The 16,788-nt window shown below is 71.0% G+C and carries 16 protein-coding genes and 1 pseudogene; 3 read left to right on the top strand and 14 right to left on the bottom strand.

Annotated elements, in window-relative coordinates; all coding sequences use genetic code 11:
* Window positions 1–295: 295 nt before the first annotated feature.
* The 3 genes from ACE7GA_RS26850 to ACE7GA_RS26840 are packed head-to-tail and all read left to right on the top strand — an operon-like array spanning window position 296 to window position 1,912.
* Complete coding sequence (locus ACE7GA_RS26850; protein ID WP_376100961.1) at window positions 296–667, top strand: TIR domain-containing protein; 372 nt, start codon at window positions 296–298, stop codon at window positions 665–667.
* A gap of 7 nt (window positions 668–674) precedes the next feature.
* Window positions 675–1,634, top strand: coding sequence for a caspase domain-containing protein (locus tag ACE7GA_RS26845; RefSeq protein ID WP_376100959.1), 960 nt, complete (start codon window positions 675–677; stop codon window positions 1,632–1,634).
* A gap of 17 nt (window positions 1,635–1,651) precedes the next feature.
* Window positions 1,652–1,912, top strand: coding sequence for a hypothetical protein (locus ACE7GA_RS26840; RefSeq protein WP_376100957.1), 261 nt, complete (start codon window positions 1,652–1,654; stop codon window positions 1,910–1,912).
* Window positions 1,913–2,047: 135 nt separating this feature from the next.
* On the opposite strand, the gene ACE7GA_RS26835 is transcribed toward ACE7GA_RS26840, so the two are convergent.
* The 14 genes and pseudogenes from ACE7GA_RS26835 to ACE7GA_RS26770 form a co-directional block, all read right to left on the bottom strand.
* Window positions 2,048–3,496: a hypothetical protein gene (locus ACE7GA_RS26835; RefSeq protein WP_376100955.1), complete on the bottom strand. Its 1,449-nt coding sequence runs from the start codon at window positions 3,494–3,496 to the stop codon at window positions 2,048–2,050.
* Window positions 3,403–4,641, bottom strand: coding sequence for a DEAD/DEAH box helicase family protein (locus ACE7GA_RS26830; RefSeq protein WP_376100953.1), 1,239 nt, complete (start codon window positions 4,639–4,641; stop codon window positions 3,403–3,405). The genes ACE7GA_RS26835 and ACE7GA_RS26830 overlap by 94 nt, the downstream gene beginning before the upstream one ends.
* Window positions 4,638–6,467: a site-specific DNA-methyltransferase gene (locus ACE7GA_RS26825; RefSeq protein WP_376100951.1), complete on the bottom strand. Its 1,830-nt coding sequence runs from the start codon at window positions 6,465–6,467 to the stop codon at window positions 4,638–4,640. The genes ACE7GA_RS26830 and ACE7GA_RS26825 overlap by 4 nt, the downstream gene beginning before the upstream one ends.
* Before the next feature lie 485 nt (window positions 6,468–6,952).
* Complete coding sequence (locus ACE7GA_RS26820; protein WP_376100949.1) at window positions 6,953–7,669, bottom strand: relaxase/mobilization nuclease domain-containing protein; 717 nt, start codon at window positions 7,667–7,669, stop codon at window positions 6,953–6,955.
* Window positions 7,670–7,671: 2 nt separating this feature from the next.
* Window positions 7,672–8,445: an LPD7 domain-containing protein gene (locus ACE7GA_RS26815; protein ID WP_376100947.1), complete on the bottom strand. Its 774-nt coding sequence runs from the start codon at window positions 8,443–8,445 to the stop codon at window positions 7,672–7,674.
* Window positions 8,446–8,469: 24 nt separating this feature from the next.
* The gene (locus ACE7GA_RS26810; RefSeq protein WP_376100945.1) at window positions 8,470–10,221 is read right to left on the bottom strand and encodes a type IV secretory system conjugative DNA transfer family protein; all 1,752 of its coding nucleotides are present in this window, start codon (window positions 10,219–10,221) and stop codon (window positions 8,470–8,472) included.
* A gap of 83 nt (window positions 10,222–10,304) precedes the next feature.
* Complete coding sequence (locus ACE7GA_RS26805; protein ID WP_376100943.1) at window positions 10,305–10,556, bottom strand: hypothetical protein; 252 nt, start codon at window positions 10,554–10,556, stop codon at window positions 10,305–10,307.
* Window positions 10,553–11,593 carry a P-type DNA transfer ATPase VirB11 gene (virB11, locus tag ACE7GA_RS26800; protein ID WP_376100941.1) on the bottom strand — a complete coding sequence of 347 codons (1,041 nt, stop codon included), beginning with the start codon at window positions 11,591–11,593 and terminating at the stop codon, window positions 10,553–10,555. Before virB11 ends, ACE7GA_RS26805 begins: the two co-directional genes overlap by 4 nt.
* A complete protein-coding gene (locus tag ACE7GA_RS26795; RefSeq protein WP_376100939.1) occupies window positions 11,590–12,774 on the bottom strand; it encodes a TrbI/VirB10 family protein in 1,185 nt (394 codons plus the stop codon). The genes virB11 and ACE7GA_RS26795 overlap by 4 nt, the downstream gene beginning before the upstream one ends.
* Window positions 12,771–13,607: a TrbG/VirB9 family P-type conjugative transfer protein gene (locus ACE7GA_RS26790; protein WP_376100937.1), complete on the bottom strand. Its 837-nt coding sequence runs from the start codon at window positions 13,605–13,607 to the stop codon at window positions 12,771–12,773. The genes ACE7GA_RS26795 and ACE7GA_RS26790 overlap by 4 nt, the downstream gene beginning before the upstream one ends.
* On the bottom strand, window positions 13,604–14,335 hold the full coding sequence (locus ACE7GA_RS26785; RefSeq protein ID WP_376100935.1) for a virB8 family protein: 732 nt from the start codon (window positions 14,333–14,335) through the stop codon (window positions 13,604–13,606). The genes ACE7GA_RS26790 and ACE7GA_RS26785 overlap by 4 nt, the downstream gene beginning before the upstream one ends.
* A gap of 245 nt (window positions 14,336–14,580) precedes the next feature.
* Window positions 14,581–15,654, bottom strand: coding sequence for a type IV secretion system protein (locus tag ACE7GA_RS26780; RefSeq protein ID WP_376100933.1), 1,074 nt, complete (start codon window positions 15,652–15,654; stop codon window positions 14,581–14,583).
* Window positions 15,655–15,660: 6 nt separating this feature from the next.
* Window positions 15,661–15,963 (bottom strand): annotated as a pseudogene (locus ACE7GA_RS26775) (hypothetical protein); the annotation flags it as partial.
* Between the two features lie 115 nt (window positions 15,964–16,078).
* Window positions 16,079–16,774, bottom strand: a complete 696-nt coding sequence (locus ACE7GA_RS26770) for a type IV secretion system protein (RefSeq protein WP_376100931.1) — start codon at window positions 16,772–16,774, stop codon at window positions 16,079–16,081.
* Between the last annotated feature and the right edge of the window lie 14 nt (window positions 16,775–16,788).

Here is a 16,788-nt window from a genome sequence, read left to right as displayed (position 1 = left end):
GGGGCGGACGGGTTCGCATCGATGACGGGTATGTCCCCCTTCGGCGCGGACAGGTCCCCGTCCCCGGCGAGCGGGGCTACGTCCCCACCGCCCCGAAGCCGCAGGGCGGCCACGTTCCAACGACGGGGGAGGGAGGCCCATCCGGGCCGCCGCCGAGCGCGCCGAGCGTCGTGCAACCACCGAAGAAGTCGGAGAAGTAGACGCGGGGCGCGCTGCACGCCGGCGGTCGGACCTGGCAGTACGCCCTTCCTCGACTCGGACGTTTCCGTCATGTTCACCCTCTACGGAGGGCCGAATGGCAGACAGGAAGGTGATCTTCGTGGCTTTCGCCATCGAGGACGAGCGAATGCGGGACTTCCTTAAAGGGCAGTCCCTGAACACCAAATCTCCTTTCGAGTACGTCGATATGTCGGTGAAAGAGGCATACGACACGGAATGGAAGAAGAGGGTTCGGACGCGCATCCTGCGCTCGGACGGAATACTGGCCCTCGTCAGCAAGAACTCGCTCACGTCTAGCGGCCAGAAGTGGGAAATCCAGTGTGCCAAGGAAGAGGGCAAGAAGCTGCGCGGCATCTGGGCCTACACGGACGACAGGACCAACATCGTCGGGGTCAACACAATGGTCTGGAGCTGGGACAACATCTCCACCTGGATTGACTCGCTCTGAGCGGGCCATGAGAAAGGCGCTCATCGTCGGCATCGACTACTACGACCACATCGGAAGCCTGAAGGGCTGCGTGAACGATGCGTTCGGGGTTAAGGGGATGCTCGACCGCCACGCCGATGGCTCGGTGAACTTCGGCCAGCCAAGGCTGATGACCGGCACGGGACCGTCCGAGCGCGTGGATCGGTCGGAATTGAAAGAGGCAGTGCGCCAGCTCTTCGCTGACGACAATGACGTGGCGCTGTTCTACTTCGCCGGGCACGGCCACATCGAGGCTGCGGGCGGCTATCTCTGTGCGTCGGATTGCAGGACAGGCGACGACGGACTGCCCCTCGCCGAGATTATGACTCTCGCCAACAGGAGTCGCGCGCGGAACAAGATCATCATCCTCGACAGCTGCCATGGCGGCGCGCTCGGGGGGCAGGCCCTGAACGCGCAGGTTACGGAGATCACCGAGGGTGTGACCATCCTGACCGCCTCGACCGAGGGGCAGTCCGCCCTGGAGAAGAACGGCGGCGGGGTCTTCACCGGCCTGCTCCTCGACGCGCTCGGCGGAGCGGCGGCCGACCTCGTGGGGCAGGTAACCCCGGGCGCGGTCTACGCCCACATTGACCAGTCGCTGGGCACGTGGAGCGGCCAGAGGCCCATGTTCAAGACGAACGTGAAGCGGTTTGTCTCGCTGAGGCTGGTCACTCCGCCGCTGCCCCAGACGGACCTTCGCCGCATCGCCGAGTTCTTCCCAGACCCAGGCTTCGAGTTCCCTCTCGACCCGTCCTATGAGCCGACCGACCCGAGCGCCGACCCGGACAAGAACGCCGTCTTCGCCATCCTACAGAAGTACAACCGGGTAAACCTGCTGGTTCCGGTCGGCGCGCCGCACATGTGGCACGCCGCGGTGGAGAGCAAGGCATGCAGGTTGACGGCCACTGGCGAGCATTACCGACGTCTCGTGTCGCAGGGGCTGATCTGACGATGGATCGGGCGCGGGTGGAGGCCGCCCTGGACGCGGCCATGGAGGATCTAGCGGCTGTCGAGCACGAGCGGTGGTCGCACTGGCAGCGCTACGTGCACGGAAAGGGGACGGTCCAAGCGGACGGCTCTCTCGTGCTCCCCGCCGACCTGGTGCGTCGCTGGGAGAAGCAGATAAGCACCCCGTACTCTGACCTGACGGAGAAGGAAAAGGAGAGCGACCGCGAGCAGGTCAGACGCTACCTCGACGCGGTTGCGGACGCCCTCTCAAAAGCCTAGCGGCCGCCACGCCTCCATGACTGCTGCCTAGTGCCTCGGGGCCCAACATCTGCCGGCCTCAGTGGAGCAACGTCGCTCAGTGTGGCGTCACCATGGTCGATGATCGTTGTGGCATTCCGATCCATCCAGATAGCGCTACGCAGCCGGCGTCAACTTGGGCAACTCGGTCCGCCACACGTCGAGCATGACCATCTCGCACCGGAACCCGGCCTCGCCGCCCCCGACCGTCAGCTCGCCGATCCGGTTCGCGCCGCCCCGGCGGTAAGCGGCCGTGACCGCCTCCATCACCGCCTTCTTATAGGCGGTGTCGTCGTTGCCCGAGAGGTGCGTCCCCTTCGTCTCCATGGCGACGATCTCGGCCTCCCCGTCCGGTCGATGGCGGAACAGGAAGTCGGGCCAGATGCGCTGGCGGCGCCAGCCCTGGATGGCGTAGCCGCCCGCGGCGCGGGCGACGCTGCGGTGCCACCAGTCGAGGGTCGCGCGATCATCGAGGAAGAGCGCGACCTTCCGCTCCTCGTCGTTGAAGTCGGCCTCGTAGGTCGGGGTGAAGAGGTCGCGCGCGAGGGGGCAGTCGTCCGGATGTCGCAGGGTGCGGGCGCCATCGGCGTGGGCCGTCGCGATCTCGTCGGGCATCCGCCAGTCCAGGCCATCTGCGCGAAGGCGGCACTCGATCGTGCCGTCGGCGAGGAGGGTGCGGAATCGGGCCTCGGCGAGGGCGTCGCCCGCGGCCCGCAGCCAGTCTCGCAGTTCGGCCTGAAGAAAGCCGGAGAGGCGGCCGAGCAGGTCGGGCGTTGCGCCCCGCGCGAGGAGACCGTCCCGAAACCCCGTCACGAGCCGGTGCGCGACGAAGGCGTTCGGGACGAGGTCCGCGAGGGCGCGGGTGGCAACGACGACGTCGAAGTGCGCCGCCACGCCGCTGACCGCCGTCTCCGCCCCGACGAGGGCGTGCCCCTCCGCGTCAAGGCCGATCGCAACCCGGCCGGTGCGGGCGATGTGCGATCCATCGAGCGGGAACGCGGCGATCCGAGCCGTCAGGTCCACGCCTCGGAAGTCGAGCGGGGCGAGGACGTCGGCATCGTAGTCGAGGGGACGCGGCCCGCCCTCCCCGTTCCAGACGATCTGGGGGAGGTAGATCGGGTCGCGATAAGCCGGGCGGCGGGGAAGCATGCGGGGGCCGACGGTCCCGCCGGGAGCACGCTCCCGAAGGGCGTCCGTCAGGTCGCCCATGCCGTCCCGCTCCAGCCCGTCGCGGATGGCCTTCGCAACCTCAGCCGTCTCGGCGCGATGGGTCACGACGTAGCAGCGATCGAGGGAGGCGACGCGGGTCCGCTTCGCCCCGGGCTGCCGGAGGATGCGGCCGACGAGCTGCGTGAGCGCGGCGCGGTTGCGGTTTGCCGCGAGGCAACAGAGGACGTAGGCGAAGGGGCAGTCCCAGCCCTCCTGCAGGGCCTGCTTCGTGATGATCACCCGGACCGGGTTCGACGGGTCCATCAGGTCGCGGCCCGCGAGCTCGTCGGTGACGGCGGTCTTCTCAGCGATCTCCGGGGCGTCGCCGCCGTCCCGCAGCCCTGCCTGGCGCAGCACCCCCGCACGTCGGCGGCGTGGATGAAGCTGGTGTCGCGCTGATCCTTCCCGACGCGCTCGGCCTGCACGATCATGATCGGGCGGATGCGGGCCCCGCCGTCGGCTTGGAGCGCCTCGGCATCGTCGCGGAGCGCGTTCAGCTGGGCGAGCGCGGCGAGGAGCGCGGCGCGCCAGTCGTCACCCGGGTAGGTCTCCACCTCGATGGGGAGCTTAATCATCTCCTCCGCGAGGAGGGCGGCCCCGCGAACGTCCACGAGGATGTTTGGGCGGATCGGCGGGTCGGCGTCCGGCCGCTCGCGCGGGGTCGCGGTGAGTTCGAGGATAAGGCGCGGCCCGAAGCCTTGGATGGTCTTCTGCGCGAGGTCGGAGATGGCCTTCTGACCTTCGTCGATGATGACGACGGGGCGCGAAAGGGCGAGGGCGTTGCCGAGGGACTCGACCGCCTCCGTCCCCATCTGGCGCGGGTCGGCCCCGCTGACGGTCTGGAGGTGGGGGTTGCGGGCGAGGAGGGCGTGGTGGGCTAGGACGTCGCCGGCCGCGGGGACGAAGCCGCGGACGCGCCCGCTCTCCCGGAAGATCTTGAGGCTCTCCCGGTCCTCGCGGTTCGCGGACTGGAGCATGAGGACGAGGACGACGAGGTTCGCGGCGACGTCGCGGGCGTCGAGCGGATCGTCCTTCGTCGCGATACGGACGCGGCCGGCGCCGGCGCGGTCCAGCGCCTGCCGGTAGGGGTCGGCGCGGTCGCGCAGGCGGGTGAGGGTCTGACGGTAGATCGCGTCGTTCGGGACGACCCAGAGGATCAGGCCCGCGTCGGCGCCGACGAGGACGCGCTGGATCGGGGCGATGCTCGCGGCGGCGAGGAAGGTCTTGCCGCCGCCGGTCGGCACCTTGAGCGTTGCGTTCGGCACGGGCCGGCCCGCGGCATCGCGGCGGGGAGAGAAGGTGGCGCTGGAGGGGAGGCGGTTCTCCGTCCGCAGCGCCTCCCAGGCGCGCTCCGTCCAGTCGGGGACGGGGATGCCGCGAAGGGCTGGGGTGGCGGCGATGGCGGCCTCGGCGGCTTCGGACTCGGCCCGCTTCTCGGCCAAGACGGTCAGCCAGCGTTCGAGCGAGGCAAGGGCCGCGGCCTGGTAATCCCGCGGGATCATGCGGCGGGCTGCTCGACCCGGAACAGCGCGTAAGGCAGCGGCGCGTGGGCGATGCCCAGCCCATCCAGCGCGGCGCGAGGAACCGTGGAGACCGCGGCGAAGATGAGGTGCCGGGTGCCGGGTTCGGGCGGTGGCAGACCCTTCGCCCAAGAGAGCGTCAGGGCAGCGTCGCCCGTTTCCAGCCATGCGCGGTCCGGGCGGTAGAGGAGCCAAGCGGTCCAACCCCCTGCGGCGCCGAGCCGCCCGGTGGCGGGGTCGGCCGTCGCAGGGTCGAGAGCCTGCCCCGTGGCGGTGTGGAAGAGCCAGGCGCCGAGGGATTCCCAGGCGGGTAGGCTGCCTGACGCGAAGAGGGCGTCGAGGTCCATTCGCTCCCCGAGGATGCAGTAAGTGAAGCCCCCGCCGAGGCCAGGGACGCGTTCCTCCACCGGGGTGACGCGGGTGACGGTGAGGGTGCCGTCCTTCAACGCCTTCTCGACGCGGGTGCCGGCGAGAGGATCGGCCTCCAGGGCTGCGACCTCCGCGAGGATGTCGGGCGCGCGGGAGAGGTCGCGAAAGGTGAGGCGGCGGGAGAGCAGTTCCTCGCGCTTCGTGCCGGTGTAGGCGTAGCCCCCGATCACGCGGCGGAGGCGCTCGGCGGTGAGGTTGTCGGCGTAGTCCTCCGTCTCGACGAGAACGAAGCGCCGGTTTCCGCCGTCCTTCGCGTTGGCCGCGAGGACGGCGTGGCCGGTGGTTGCGGAACCGGCGAAGCTGTCGAGGACGAGGGAGTCTGGGGTGGTGGCGAGTTCGATAACGCGCTGGACGAGACGGACAGGCTTTGGGGTGATGAATACGCTTTCGTCATCATCCGAGGCACCGATCTCCTTCGGCAGATCCGTCTTGCCGAAAATCGTGACGACCTCGCTCTTGGAATGCCGCGTACTCCCGACCTCACTCCAGTGCCAGAGAGTACGCGGAACGACGCCTTCGCGAACCTCGTTGAGGAACCGCTTTACGTTGGGCTCGCCCTCGCCTTCCTTGCCCCACCAGATGCGATTGTCGGCCACGAGCTCCTCGAAGCGCTCGCGCGACACGGCCCAGTAGCGGCCAGGAGGAGGACCTGGGATGACCCGACCCTTCGGGGTGGTGATCGGGTAGGTGCCTTTGCTGTAGTAGTTGCGAGCGTCCAGGTCGCTCACCATCCATGGGCCGCGGGGATCGTTGTCGGGGTTCTGATAGCGCGCGAGCATCGTCGGCGTGCGTTCCGTCGAACCGACGCTCCAGCCTTCCTTCTCCTTCGCGTACACGAGAAGGTAATCCTGATCCGTGCTGAAGTACTTTGCCGACGGTTTGGGGCTGTCGGCTTTGTGCCAGATCACGGTCGCGACGAAGTTCTGCTCCCCGAATACCTCATCCAACATCGCGCGGGCCCGATGCACCTCGTTGTCGTCGAGCGTCATCCACAAGGACCCGCGCTCGCTCAACAGCTCCCGCAGTAGCCGAAGTCGCGGCCACATCATGCAGAGCCACTTGTCGTGCCGCAGCAGGTCGTCCCGGTCCACGACGCGGCCGAGCCACGCCTTCATCGCGGGGGAGTTCACCGCGTCGTTGTAGGCCCAGCCCTCGTTCCCCGTGTTGTAGGGCGGGTCGATGAAGACGAGATCCACGCGTCCGGCGTGCGTCGGCAACAGCGCCTTCAGCGCGTCGAGGTTGTCGCCGTGGATGACGAGGTTGCCCGCGAGATCCACGGGGCCGACGCCCTTCTCCGCGTTCGGCAAGAGCGGGCGGTAGGGAACGGAGAGGTGGTGGTTGAAGACCACCTCCTTCCCGCGGAACTGAATCTCGGCCATCTACGACTCGCGCCCTGAAGATCGCCGAGAGTGATCAACGTCGGGTTGCCGGGCAATGACCTGTTTTCTCCCGAGACGCGACCGAATGTTTCCGCCCTCCGTGCCACATCTGATACCTACACTGCTCCTACCGCATCCTTTCATGTGGCGACCGTGAGAATGGAACTGGTTCGGGATGTCGTGACGGCTCCGGCTCGACCGGTCCATGCCGATTCGCCTCCGGGTTCGGCCGAGAGGCTACTTCGTTATGCGTCGCCCACGAGTGCCGAAGCTCGGCGACAGCGGTCTGCACCCGCGTTAGCGGCGCTGGTATCTCCGCGACGAAGCGGCGCACCTCATGCGCGAGCGCGCGGTCCTCGGTGTCCCCGTGCTCCAGCGCCTCCGCGTGCCGGAGGTAGGCGAGACGGAGCGCCTCTCCCCGTGCCGCTGCGGATCGTGTCCGGTCGTCCGGCGCTTCGGGCGACGATGCTGCAATGTGGATCGCCTCACCGTCGGTCCGCAGGACGCGGGACTCCCCCGCGCTCGACGATCCGCTCGACCGTCGCGCCTCGCCGCTTCCGGGTCACGCCGCGCACCTGCCGCGGCGTCGCCTCCGCCTCGATCCCGCGCGCCCGCAGCTCGCGCGCGAAGCGCTCCCGCCACGCCCGAAGGTCGGCCGGTCCCGGCGCGAGCCGCAGCCCGTCGCGGCCGACGGCCCGGACCGTGACGTGCACGTGCGGGTGTCCGCGATCGTCATGCCGGGCCATCGCCCAATCGTGGGTACCGCCGAATGTCTCCCGCGCCCAGGCGCGCGCCGCATCCTCGACGCGGTCGGCCGGCGTGCCCGCGGGCATGGAAAGGGCGAGGGCCACGCTCTGCGACGCGTGCGGAACCGCGGGGCCACGCGCCCCCGCCGCGTTCGCGAGCACCCAGTCCTCCTCCAGCGCCCGCAGGCCGGCGCGGTTCGTGATCCGCGCCCCATCGCCCGTCTCAAGCGCGAGCCGGCCGCCACGCGTGATGTAATCGAGGTGCGCCCTGAGCGCGGCTGCCCCTCCGCGTGCCCGCCCCGTCACCTTCACCATCGCCTCCGGCGCGCGCGTCACGATCCGGCGCAGCCGCGCCTTGCCCTCCGCCGAGAGAGGCGAAGCCGCACCGCCAAGGCGCACGTCACCGCCACGCACCTCCCCTGGCAGCCGCCAGGCATCCTCCACGCCATCGGCCATCCTCAGCGCCCGATCGCCCGACGCGGCGGCGGGGGCTCATCCAGGCGCGGCGGCGACATTCCCTTCACTGGCAGCACCGGCTCCGGCGCCGCCGCTGCGCGCCGCTGCTCGGCCGACAGCACGACCGGGCCCTCCTCTCGCTCCTTCCGGACGAGCTCGCCCGCGACGAAGGCCCGCAGCTCGGCCTTCATGCCCGCGTCGAGGCGGACCATTGCGCGGTCGATCTTCTCGCTCAGCGCCGCGAAGACGAGCCGGCCATCGGGAGAGAGGTCGGGGGTTAACTCACGCCCATCCCGCCCCGGCCTCGGGGAGGTCTCCCGGGGCACCTCGGCGGGGTCCCGCCGCGGCGCCTCACGCTCGGCCCGCCGCCGCTCCGCCTCCTGCTGTTCCGGCTGCGTTGGCCGGTGCCCGCGAGCCTCGATCCCGCGTGCGGCCGCCTCGATCCATGCCTCCCGCCGAAATGCCTCGGACCCTTTCAACTCGACGGTCCCCCAGCCCCGTGCTTCCGCGAGGTCGAGCATGGCCCGCACCGTCGCGCGGTCCTCCCGCTCCGTCGCGATCGTCGTCCCCGAGGCGCGGAGCGCGAGGCTCGTGCGGGCGTAGTCGTCCCAGTAGCGGCGTTCGCCGTCGCGATCCTCGCGGTAGTAGGTCCGGCTGAGCGCGTCCGGCTCCCCCGGGCGGTCCCTGGGCGGCGGCGGAGGCGGGCCGTCCGGCGTACCGGCCTCGATCGTGTTGCGGCGTGCCGGCGCGTCGGTCTTCCCGTCAGGTGCGGCCATGGCGGCCTCCTCTCTCGATGGGGGTCATTCAGCCGCCAGTCGCGACGCCCCGCCCGGGCGCCCGACCGTCGGCACGGCATCCACGATCGAGGCGACGGCCGCCTTGCCGTCGTCGAGCCCGAAGGAGGACAGGTCCACCTCCGCCCCGAGGATCGCGTTCAGCAGCCCATCGGCCTGATGCGGCCTGAGCACCGGCAGCGGGGGCGCGGCCGGTTCCGGAGGTGCGGGACGAGCTGGGGCTAGGCCAGGCCGCACGACGGCGATGGACCCCGACGGCGGCGTGCCACCCTCGGCCGTCTTCGGGCGTCGGCGCGCTGCCGGCCGCGACGGCCGTGGCGGGGGCGGTGCCGGTGTTAGTGAGTCCGCACCGTCCCCCTCCGCCGGCCGGAAGCCCCGCCCCGTGTCCATCCGCACGTGGACGTCGATCGGCGGCACGACCGGCGGCTGCCGCCGGAGCGACGCGAAAAGCTTTTCCTCGTAGTAGCGGATGCGCCACGCACGGACCGGGTAGGTTCCCGGCCGGAGGAGAATCACCTCCGCCGGCCCGAGCCGCGTCACCTCCTGCGGCAGCAGCAGCGCCCGCCGCTGATCGGTTTGGGTCAGGTTCAGACGGTCCCGCCGCAGCGCCCGCCAGAAGCGCGGCCCCGACCGGCTGGCCCCCTCGACGGTGTCGTAGCCGAGGCGGGCGGACAGCTCCTCCGACAGCTTCAGGTCCTTCGTCCCGAAGACCACCTCCAGCCCGCAGTTCTCGAGGATCGCGGTCGCCTTGTCGGGCCCGTAGAGGTCGCGGTCGCGGAGCTGCGCCTTCGACTGCATCACGAGCATCATCCGGATGTCATAGCCCGCGAGGTAGGCGAAGGCGTCCGCGAGCATCGGCATCGGCCCGAGCAGCGGGAACTCGTCGAGGAGCAGCAGCACGCCGTGCTTCGCGCGGGGATCGTGCTGCGGCAGCACCCGCACCGCGAGGTCCACGAACTGTTGGAAGAACAGCGCCAGCAGCGGCCGCAGCCGCGCGATGTTGTCTGGCGTGACCCCGAGGTAGATCGCGTGCAGCGAGTGCCGCAGCTCACGGAGATCGAAGTCGCTCTCGCTCGTGGCCGCGTCGATCCGCGGGTTGAACCAGAGGGAGAGGCGGGCCGTCACCGTCTTGCGGATCGAGTTCACGAGGTCGGCCGAGCCCTTGAGGTAATCCTCCAGGGCCTTCACCGTCGCCTCGGTGTAGGGTTTGCCCGCGAGCCGTCGCGCCGTGATGTGCTCATTCATCACCCGCGGACCGTCGGAGGAGGAGAGCAGCCGCAGCACCTCCCCGAAGGTGAGCGGCATTTCCGGCGTCTCGGCGAGGAAGGCCGCCGCGCCCACGAAGGCCGAGCGCGCCGCATCGGTCCAGAACTGCTGGTCGCCGGCCGCGTGCGGGAACACCATCTGCGCGATGCGCTGGATGTCGTCGAAGGCGTCGATCGTGCCGCGCCGGACGTAGGTGAAGGGGTTGTAGCGGGCCGTGCGCCCATCGGGCGCCAGCGGGTCGAAGAGGAACACCTTCTGCCCCGCCTCGGCGCGGATGCCGGCCGTCGCCGCCCAGTTCTCCTTCTTCACGTCGAGGCAGATGAGCGTGCCGTCCCAGAGCATGCAGTTCGGGATGACGAGGCCCACGCCCTTGCCCGAGCGCGTCGGGGCATAGCAGGCGACGTGCTCCGGCCCCGAGAAGCGGAGGTAGCGCCCCCGCGCGTCGCGGGCGACGTAGAGGCCCCGGAAGGCGCCGTAGAGGCCGGCCTGCATCGCCTCGCGGAGCGTCGCCCAGCGCGTCGTGCCGTGGAGCCCGTGCGCCGGCAGGCGGCCGCCCCGCAGCAGGGCCGCGAGGATTACCAGGAGGGGAGGGCCGTCGCGATCCCGCCAGAGATCTTCAAGGGCATCCCCACGGTCGGGTGCGACGGGCCGTAGTGGAGGGCGTAGAGCCACCACTGCGCAAGCGGGAGTGTGTCGCGCGTCAGCATCCCCGTCGCCGCGAGGAAGCCGACGGAGGCGATGACCGACCACAGCAGCCCAAGGAGGGCGAGGGCGGGGAGGACGACCGCCACCTTCGCCGCCGGCGGCCACTCGGTGAAGTTCTTCATGCTGACATCTCCGCTGCGACGGGGGACGCGGCACCGCACGCCGCGAGTGGGTCGAACCAGACTTCCTCGATCCCGAAGCGCCCGCCGGCGCGCCGGCAATGGACGACGACGTCCACGAGGCCGAGGAGGAGGGCGCGCACGTCGCCGTCCGCGAGGTGGCGCCCTGCCTCATGCCCCCGGACCATCAGTCGCAGCGCGTCGAAGGCGCCCGCGGCGCTTCCCGCGTGGCACGTCGTGATGGACCCGGGATGCCCCGCCGCGACGGAGCGCACGAAGGTGAAGGCTGCGCCGTCGCGCAGCTCGCCCATGAGCACGCGGTCGGGCCGCATCCGGAGCGCGGCTTCCATCAGGTCGCCCGCACCGACGCGCGCAAGGCCCTGCCCGCCCTTGCTGTAGTAGAGCGAGACGAGGTTGCGATGGGGCAGGCCGAGGAACTCCGCCGTGTCCTCGATCGTCACGAGCCTCTCGTCGAGGGGCACCGCGCCGGTGAGCGCCTTCGCGAAGGTCGTCTTGCCGGATCCCGTGTCCCCGGTGACGACGATCGTCTTCCGTGCGCCGACCGCGAGGGGGAAGAACGCCTCCCAATCGCTTGCACGGTGCAAGGCGAGGAGCCTCTCGTCGTCCGGGTGGATCCGGCGGCTCGCGCCTGCCGTCCGGGTGAAGAGCCCGCCCGCGGCGAGGCCGGCGATGGAGGGCAGCGCGCCCGACGGGCGGCGGATCGTGAGGCTGACCGTGCCCGCGATCACCGCCGGCGGACGGCAGACCTGCACGCGCTGACCGTCCGGCAGCACCGTTCCGCAGAGGGGGTGCTCCGGACCCACGTCTTGGCCCGAGAGGGAGGCCGCGAGCGTCGCGATCGCATCGAGCCGCGCGTAGGTGAACTCCGGCGCGGCGAGCCACGACCAGCCCGAGCCGCGTCGCTCGACGCCGACCTCGCCCGGGCGGTTCACGACGACCTCCGTCACTCCCGGATCGGCAAGCGGCCCCGAGACCGGGGCCAGGAGGAGTCGGAGTGTCGCCTCTCCCGCGCGCGTCACCGGACGTGCCCCTCGGGCGAGGTCGGTACGACGCCGTAGACGGTGGAGAAGTCGAGGTCGCGCGCGACGAAGATGCTGACGAGCTCGCCCTGCGCCTTGCGGATCGTCGGCGGCAGCCCGCCCGAACCCCGCAGTGCCTCGGCGACGACCGCGCCCGTCTGCCCCGTGTTGATTGAGATGCCACCCTCGCGGGAGACGGCCGCCGTTCCAGCCTGGAGCCCTCCCTGGACGACGGAGAGGAGCAGCGCGCCCCCGAACCGCTGCCAGAAGCGCCGGTCCACCTCGCCCTCCAGACCCGAACGGCCGAGCGCGTCGCTCGCGGGGGAGTCGAGGGCGATCACGACCCCCTGCGGTGTCTCCGCCCTCGTCCAGAGGACGAACATCCGCTCGACGCCCTGACGCACGTCGCCCTGGTGCTGCCCGACGACGCGCGTGCCGCGGTCCAGCAGCACGAGCCCCGTTTTGCCGAGCACGTCCTGCGGCACGACGCAGGTGACGAGGCCCGGGAGCGTCGAATCCATCGCGGTCTGGAGGACGCAAGGGATGAGCGTCCCCGTTGTCAGGAGGTAGGGTTGGTTCCGCAGCACGCTCGCCGTCACGCCGGCGAGCGGCGTCGGCCGGAGGCGGTCGGCCAGGCCTGCGCCGCCCGCCGTGCCCGAGAGCCTCACCGGCCCGCTCCCCGCACCGGCCGGGTCAGGCGCGTGCGCGCCGGGCGGCAGGGCGGGCATGCCCTCACCAGCGGTGCTGCCACCCGCGGTGCGCGTCGCGCCTCCCGCGCCCGTGCCGCCGCCCGCGTTGAAGACGAGGAGCCGCGGCTGCGACGGGCGCGCGGGCGCTGCCGCCGCAGCCGCGGGCTGCTGCGGCGGGGTGGCGAGGGGCGGTGGCGGCGCGAGGGGCAGCGAGACGGACTGCGCGGGAGGCGCCGGCGGCGGCGGCTCGAAGCGGATCGTTGGACGCACCGCGAGTTCGGGCCCCGGCGGCGGACGTAGGTCCGGCGGGGAGGCCGTGAGGAGGACGACGCCGCAAGCGAGCGCCCCCGCTGCGATGATCGCGCCGACGCCGGCCTTGCGGCCGAGGGCGGGGCTGCGGCCCGCGACCTCGGAGACGTGGCGCTCGCCCGGAACCGTCGGCACGCCCGCCGGGGGCACCGGGGCAGGGGGCGGGGCTGCCGCGCCGCTCACCTGCGCGTCCTCCGCACGACGCGCCGCAGCTCGGGCGTGCCCGTCCCGGTGCCGGGATTGCGGCCGACCGGGTCGTAGCCCTGGTTGGCGACGCGGAGGACCTCGCGACCGTCGCGGAGGATGAACGAGGCTGCCGTGGTCTGGACCACGACGACCTCGCCCACCGCCGTGTAGGGCACGATCGTCTCAGACCCGTCGGGTGCCGTCGTGTAGATCGTCGGCACGCGCGCGTTGCCCGGAAAGCGGAAGGCCGTCTGCCGCCCGTTGTCGCTCACCTCGACGGGCTCGATCGCGACCGATCCCTGCGCGACGTAGCGCCAGTTCCGCGGACCGTCGGCCCAGGCGCCCGCGAGGCGCGCTCCCGCCGCCGCTTCCATCGCGTCGGCCGACGCGCGCGCCGAGGCCGAGCGCCGCGCCGTCGCGTCGTCCGCGGGATAGGTGAAGGTCACCGCATAGGCGGCGCCCTCGCCCTCGCCGCGCGGGACGGAGATGAGGCGGAGCTGGTAGGAGCGGAGCGTCCCGTCCGGCCGCCGGGTCACGACCTGTGCGTTCGTGGGCGGCCGCACCTCCGTCGGCTTGATGAAGAGGAGGTTCGCCGCGGGTTGCGCGAGCCAGCCATCGGCATCGCCGATCGCGACCTGCGTGATCTCCTCGCCCGAGGCGAAGATGATCTGCGTCGAGCTCGTCGGCGAGCCGACGACGCGCACGACGTTCATCGGGTTGTAGGGAACCGTCTGCACGTTCGGCGAGAAGCCGGCGGTGCGCGGGAGCTGCTCGGCGGCCGCGGCGCCGGCGATGACGAGGGCGGCGGCGAGGACGGGAAGGCGGATCACCCCGGGGCCTCCATGTCGGCCCGGTAGGTCGTGACGACGAAGCCGAGCGGGTTGACGTTGAGCGCGGAGGAGGGGAGGCCGCCCGGCGCGAAGTCGAAGCCGATGGTCGCGACCATCCGCTTCTCCGGGAGCGGCACGCCGCCGCGACGCTCGGCCTGCACGAAGCGGATCTGCGCGAGGCGCGGCCCGAGGAGCGAGGTAGACACCCAGCGCACCGTTGCGGTGCCGTCCCGTCCGAGGAGGACCTGAGGACTCGCCGGGTTGCTGCCGCGGAAGGTCGCCGCGTACTCCTCCGCGACCCGCGGCGCCGACATGAGGGCCACCGCGTCGAACAACGCGGGCGCCTCGGCAGCGGAGTAGGACTGGCGGTTCCGCACGTACTGCCAGAGGAAGTAGCGGATGGTGGCGTCCGTCGCCGCCATCTCGCCCCCGCGCACGTCGTGGACGCGCTCGACCGCGCCCGTCACGTTGTCCACCCGGAAGACGATCGGCACGACGGTCTTGAGCGGCGCGAGCGCGGCGGCGGCGCCGATGCCGGCGAGGCCGACCACCACCCCGACGGCGCCGAGGACGGAGCCGAGCCGGGCACGGCGTTCCGCCGAGCGGAGGCGGTCGGCCTCGTAGCTCGCGACCTTGCGGAAGTAGGCGGCCGTGAGTTCAGGGTCTGCCGGGACGGGGCGCGCCCGGAACGCATTGTCGAGGACGTCCTTCGATGGGACCGCGTTCACGCGCCCCTCCCGCCGGTGAGGGCATTCGGGGAAGCCGAAGGCGGTAGCGGCGCGCGAGGGCCGCGGAGGTCGTCCGGCGTCGGGGTCCACCGCCCGGCGTTCAGCGCGCGCCATGGGCCTGAAGGCTCGGGCGGACGGCCATCGTTCGCGCACGCGGCGAGTGTCGCCGCGAGGAGGATCGGCAACAGGCGTCTGGTCACGGTTTGTTCCTCCTTCAAGACAAGGTTTGGCCGTCGAGGCGGCCGTCAGATGCGACGGGAGCCGTCGGATAGCGATCCACCGGTCGGCGGGCGAAGGCGGGTGTAGATGGCGCGGGTGCCCGCGACCGCGCCCCGGCCAACCACCGAGCCGACGGCGTGACCCACGCCGAGCATGCCGGAGCGGTTTACCCGGACGGTGCCGCCACCGGAGGGGCCGGACGGGCCCGAGGGAACGGACCGACCGGTGGAGCCGATGCCGGCGCGCATCGCGCGGGCGACCGCGCCGGTATGGAAGTTCAAGCCGCCCGCGAGCGAGGTGGCGATACCCGGCAGTTGGAGCGCGACGAAGGCACTGACTCCGAAGAAGATCATCCCGGCAAGCAACACCTGGATCATCGACATGCTCTCGGACGAGGGCATGCGCCCCACCGTGCCGACGACGCGCTGGAGCACGGCGAGGATGATGAAGAGGAGAACCACTGTCGTGACCTGGAGGATGACGCAGGAGATGAGCGAGCCGATCCACCGCTCGAACACCGACCGCGTCGCGGCGAACAGCGCGAGGCCGACGAGCAGGGGGCCGATCGCGATGTAGAGCGCGAGGACGACGCGCGAGACGAGCCAGATCGCGAAGCAGAAGACGGTCGAAAGGATGCCGGCGAGCCAGAAAAGGATGACGCAGAACTGCTTTCCGATCTCGGTGTAGCCGGACGCCCGCCACACTTCGAGACCGGCGCGCCAGGTGGCAAGCCAAACCTGGTCGAAACTTGCTGATGAGATCGGGGCGACGCCGCCTGAGGTAAGCGCGTTGGACAGACTGGTCGGGAGCACCTCGAAGAACAAACGATGGATCCAGAGTTCATAGTTACCCGAACCTGTCAGGAGCCATACGACAGCCGCTGCGCGGAGCAGCCGCGCGAGGATGACTGAACCAGGCTGTGTGCCCCCTCCTCGAACCAGCGCTATCCCCGTCAGGGCAACATACAGCACCAGCGCCACGCGGAGGGGGGCCGACGCGTAAGTCAGAAAAGCAGCGACGACGCCACTCACCGAGTCCACGAGCTGTCGCTCAACCTGAGACACGATATACGTGAAGATGGCGAACTGGATGTCGTTCACGCTGGCTTACCGTCGTGACAGACCGGCCTCGGCTTCGAGAGAGCGCCGAGCCGCGTCACAGTTCATGGTTCCGGGCGAACGTCTGCACATCAACAGTTGCGCTTGCCGCGCTTCGGGACGCGCTGCCCAAAACGCCGGACTGTCCGGATCGGTCGTGCCCGTCCGCCACCGTGCGTCGCGGAGGGCCAGCTCCACGCCGGCCTGCCGCGCGTTGATGCAGTCGGGGTTGCTGTTAAGCCGGCCGGGGTCGTCGAGGCAGGCGAGCTCCACGCGGGCGCGCGCCTGCGGATTCTCGGCATACCACGTGACCGTGCGGGGAGGGGTCGTGCCCCCTCCCCTCGCCCTGTCTGGGCGTCGGCGGCGCCCGCGAGCGGGGCGAGCAGCAGTCCTCCGAGGAGCGCCGCGTGCTTGATCCGGGGTATGGTCACCCTCCTCTCGCCTTCGCTTCTTCGATGAGCCGGTCGATCTCGCTCCGCGACTGTTCCTCGCGGCGCTGCTGCTCGTTGCGAGTCTGGGCGCCCTGCCACATCCCGAGCGCCTGCGCCTGGACCTGTTGAGCGCCGATGTAGCTCTGCTCCGCCGCGATCCGGGCGCCGATGTCGGCCACCTCCTTCGCGTCCGTTGCACCGGCGAGGAGCCGCTCCAGGCCGCGCAGCGCTTCGATCCGGGCCGAGGCCGAGCGGTAGAGCGTCTCCGCCATCCCCTGCGCGTTCGCGATGCTCTGCGCCGTCCGCCCCAGCTCCCCCGCCACGAAGTCCGACCCCGTCGGCGCATAGACCCGGTTGCCGTCGAGGAAGCCCCGCGCCATCGCGCCGAGCTGGACGCCGTTCATCATTCCCGCGAGCCCCGACACGTTCGGCAGGGCGTTACGGAACTGGTCCACGTTCAACTGCCGGCCGACCTCGTTCAGCGCGTCCGTCGGGAGGTGTGCGATCGCCTGATACGTCTGCTGGAGCTGCTGGTACTGCTGCTGCATGACGCTGATCTGTGCCTGGAGCTGGCGCACCTGTTCCATCGCCTGCGCTAGGTTCGACGGGTCGATTACCGTCCATTGCGCGCGCGCCGTCGGCGCCCCTCCGAGAGCGAGCGCCGCCGCGCCTGCCAGCATCCACCGCTTCATGTCGTCTCCCTCCT

Origin of the sequence: Roseomonas sp. CCTCC AB2023176, assembly GCF_042259275.1 — a bacterium.
Lineage (GTDB): Bacteria > Pseudomonadota > Alphaproteobacteria > Acetobacterales > Acetobacteraceae > Roseomonas.
This window is presented reverse-complemented; position numbering and strand designations above follow the sequence as displayed.